Consider the following 3,434-nt stretch of genomic DNA (forward strand, 5'->3'; position numbering starts at 1 on the left):
GGCCCCCGTCGATGAGGACGATGCGCCGGCACAGCCGTTCCACGTCGTCCAGATCGTGGGTGGTGAGGACGATGGTCGTGCCGAGGGCGGCGAGAGCGGTGGCTGGTCTTCGGCGCATCGTCCAGACCTCTGTGTTCAGATACATGAACCGGAGTCGTACTTGTGAACCTGATGCAGGACTGTAAGAATCAGCGGAGCAACGTGTCAAGGGCAGGTTGCTCCACCGTTTCGAGGAGGTCAGGTGGCGTCGCCGATCGACAAGGGCACAGCTCGTCCCGGCGCGGTGAAGTCCGCCGACCGCACGGTGGAACTGCTCGAGGTGCTGTCCGCGTCGGACCGCAGGCTGACGCTCACCGAGCTGCACCGCGAGCTCAGCTACCCCAAGTCCAGCCTCTACATGCTGCTGCAGACGCTGGTGGCGCGCGGCTGGGTGGAGGTCGACTCCGACCGCGGCACGTACGGCATCGGTGTGCGCGCACTGCTCGTCGGCACGTCCTACCTCGACCACGACCCGGTGGTGCGCGCGGCGATCCGCGTGATGGAGCAGGTGCGCCAGGAGATCAACGAGACCGTGCACCTCGCCCGCCTCGACGGCGCGGACGTCGTCTACCTGGCGAGCCGCGAGTCCGAGCACCACCTGCGCGTCGTGTCCCGCGTCGGCCGCCGGCTGCCCGCGCACTCGACCTCGCTGGGCAAGGCCGTGCTGTCGACGCGTACGCCGGAGGAGGTCGACCAGATCCTGCCCGCCGAGCTCGTGCCGCTGACCACCAGCACCGTCGTCGACCGGGCGGCGCTGCACGCGCAGCTCGCCGGTTTCCGCAACGCCGGCTACGCCCACGAACGCGAGGAGAACACGCCGGGTCTCGGCTGCTTCGCCGTGGCGCTGCCGTACCGCAACCCCGTGCTGGACGCGATGAGCTGCTCGGTCCCGCTCGGCAGGCTCGACCCCGGCCACGAGCGCCAGGTCGTCGCCGCCCTGCTCGACGCCGCGAGGACCATCACCGAACTCCTCCGCCAGTTCGGCCGCTGAGCACCACCGGGAACACCTGAACACGACGGAGGGGTCCAACCCGTGACCGCACGCATCCTGATCACCGGCGCCGGTGGCGTGGTGGGAACGCTGATGCGTTCCCGGCTCGCCGCGGAAGGCCGTGTCCTGCGGCTGCTGGACATCGCGGAGCTCCCGGCGGCAGCCGACGGCGAGACCGTGGAGATCGTCCAGGCGTCGGTGACCGACATGGCCGCGATGGAATCGGCGCTGAAAGACGTCGACGCCGTGATCCACCTCGGTGGCCACAGCCTCGAGGAGTCGTGGGACAAGATCCTGCGCGTCAACATCGACGGCACGCACACGGTGCTGGAAGCCGCACGGCGTTCCGGCGTCCGTCGCGTCGTGCTCGCCAGCTCGAACCACGCCGTGGGCTACACCGAACGCGCCGACGGCGAGGCCGGCGACTACCTCTTCCCGCGTCCGGACACCTACTACGGTGTGTCCAAGGTCGCGATGGAGGCGCTGGGGTCGCTCTACGCCGACCGGTACGGCATGGACGTGATCGCGCTGCGCATCGGGTCGTGCTTCGAGAAGCCGCGTGACGTGCGGATGCTGTCGACGTGGATGTCACCGGACGACGGCGCGCGCCTGTTCGAGGCGTGTCTCTCCGTTGCCTCGCCGGGGTTCCGGGTCGCGTGGGGTGTCTCGAAGAACACGCGCGGCTGGTTCTCGCTGGAGGAGGCCCGTGCACTGGGGTACGAGCCGCAGGACGACTCCGAGGTGCACGCGGCCGAGGTGCTGGCGCAGCACGGCGAGCTCGACCCGTCGTCGTACGCTGCGAAGTACGTGGGCGGCGCCTGGTGCGGCCCCGACTTCGACACGGCAGTCAAGGAGGCAGGGCGTTGAGCCACGGCGTGCAGGGATTCAACCCGCGCACCGGTGAGCCGTTCGGCGAACCGGTGGCGAAGACCGCGGACAGCGAGGTGGACCGCATCGCCTCCGCGGCGGCGGTCGCGTTCTCGGCCTGGTCGGTGGTCGCGGCCGCGGACCGCGCGGTGGTGCTGGAGAAGGTCGCGGACGCGCTCGACGCCGAGTCGGCGCTGCTGGTCTCGACGGCCGACAGCGAGACGGCCCTGGGCGAGCCGCGGCTGAAGACCGAGCTCAAGCGCACGACGAACCAGCTTCGGCTGTTCGCGGAGGTGCTGCGCGAGGGCAGCTACGTCGAGGCCACGCTGGACACGGCGGATCCGGACATCATCCCGCCGCGCCCGGTGCTGCGGCGCGTGCTGCGTCCACTCGGGACGGTCGCGGTGTTCTCCGCGTCGAACTTCCCGTTCGCGTTCTCGGTGGCGGGCGGTGACACGGCGTCCGCGCTGGCGTCCGGCTGTTCCGTCGTGGTGAAAGCGCACTCGGCGCACCCGTCGACGTCGCGCGAGACCGCGCGGGTCGTCGTGGACGCGCTGCGCGAGGCCGGTGCGCCCGAAGGCGTGTTCGGCATCGTCTACGGCACCGAAGCCGGTGTGGCGCTGGTGCAGCACCCCGAGGTCCGCGCGGTCGGCTTCACCGGCTCGACCGGGGGCGGGCGGGCGCTGTTCGACCTGGCGCAGGGCCGGCCGGACCCGATCCCGTTCTACGGCGAGCTGGGCAGCGTGAACCCGACGGTGATCCTGCCCGGCGCGGCCGCCGGGGACGACATCGCGGCCGGGTTCGCCGCGTCGCTGACGATGGGCGTCGGGCAGTTCTGCACGAACCCCGGTCTGGTCTTCGCACCCGCCGACCTGGTGCCCGCGCTGGGCGAGGCCGTCGCGGCGACCTCGGGCGGCGCGATGCTCAACGAGCGGATGTGCGACTCCTACACGGCGTCGACGGACGCGCTGGCCGCGTCGGACCTGGTGTCCGTCGTGTCCGCGGGCACGCGCCCGGACGAGGCATGGGCGGTGGCGCCGCGGCTGTTCAGCGTGCCGGTGGCGGTGTTCGAGGAGAACCTGGAGAAGCTGACCGAGGAGCACTTCGGCCCGGCGGCCCTGGTCGTGACGTACTCGTCGCCCCAGGAGCTGCACGCGGTGCTGGCGAAGCTGCCCGGCACGCTGACCGGCACGGTGCACGCGGCCGAGTCCGACCACGCGGAAGCGGGCGAGATCGCGGAGGTCCTGCGCCGCGTCGCCGGCCGGTTGATCTTCAACGCGTGGCCGACCGGTGTCGCGGTGGCGTGGGGCCAGCACCACGGCGGTCCGTGGCCCGCGACGACGAACCCGCTGCACACGTCGGTGGGCGCCACGTCGATCCGCCGCTGGATCGCGCCGGTGACCTACCAGTCGTGGCCGGACGCGCTGCTGCCGGCGGAGTTGCAGGACGCGAACCCGCTCGGGATCCCGCGCCGGGTGGACGGCGTGCTCGGCGTGCACTGAACGGTTCCGCGGAACGGGGCCACCGGCATCGTGTC

The 3,434-nt window shown here is 71.5% G+C and carries 3 protein-coding genes; all 3 read left to right on the plus strand.

Annotated elements, in window-relative coordinates; all coding sequences use genetic code 11:
• Window positions 1-241 precede the first annotated feature (241 nt).
• Genes ACFWGZ_RS40295 through ACFWGZ_RS40305 form a run of 3 tightly spaced genes read left to right on the plus strand, consistent with a single transcriptional unit; the run spans window position 242 to window position 3,399 of the window.
• Window positions 242-1,030, plus strand: coding sequence for an IclR family transcriptional regulator (locus tag ACFWGZ_RS40295; protein ID WP_382456852.1), 789 nt, complete (start codon window positions 242-244; stop codon window positions 1,028-1,030).
• A 42-nt stretch (window positions 1,031-1,072) separates the two neighbouring features.
• Window positions 1,073-1,897 carry an NAD-dependent epimerase/dehydratase family protein gene (locus ACFWGZ_RS40300; protein WP_382456853.1) on the plus strand — a complete coding sequence of 275 codons (825 nt, stop codon included), beginning with the start codon at window positions 1,073-1,075 and terminating at the stop codon, window positions 1,895-1,897.
• Entirely contained in the window at window positions 1,894-3,399 is a 1,506-nt protein-coding gene (locus ACFWGZ_RS40305) for an aldehyde dehydrogenase (NADP(+)) (protein ID WP_382456854.1), read from the plus strand. Before ACFWGZ_RS40300 ends, ACFWGZ_RS40305 begins: the two co-directional genes overlap by 4 nt.
• The last annotated feature ends 35 nt before the right edge of the window (window positions 3,400-3,434 follow it).

Origin of the sequence: Lentzea sp. NPDC060358, from assembly GCF_042725365.1 — a bacterium.
Lineage (GTDB): Bacteria > Actinomycetota > Actinomycetes > Mycobacteriales > Pseudonocardiaceae > Lentzea.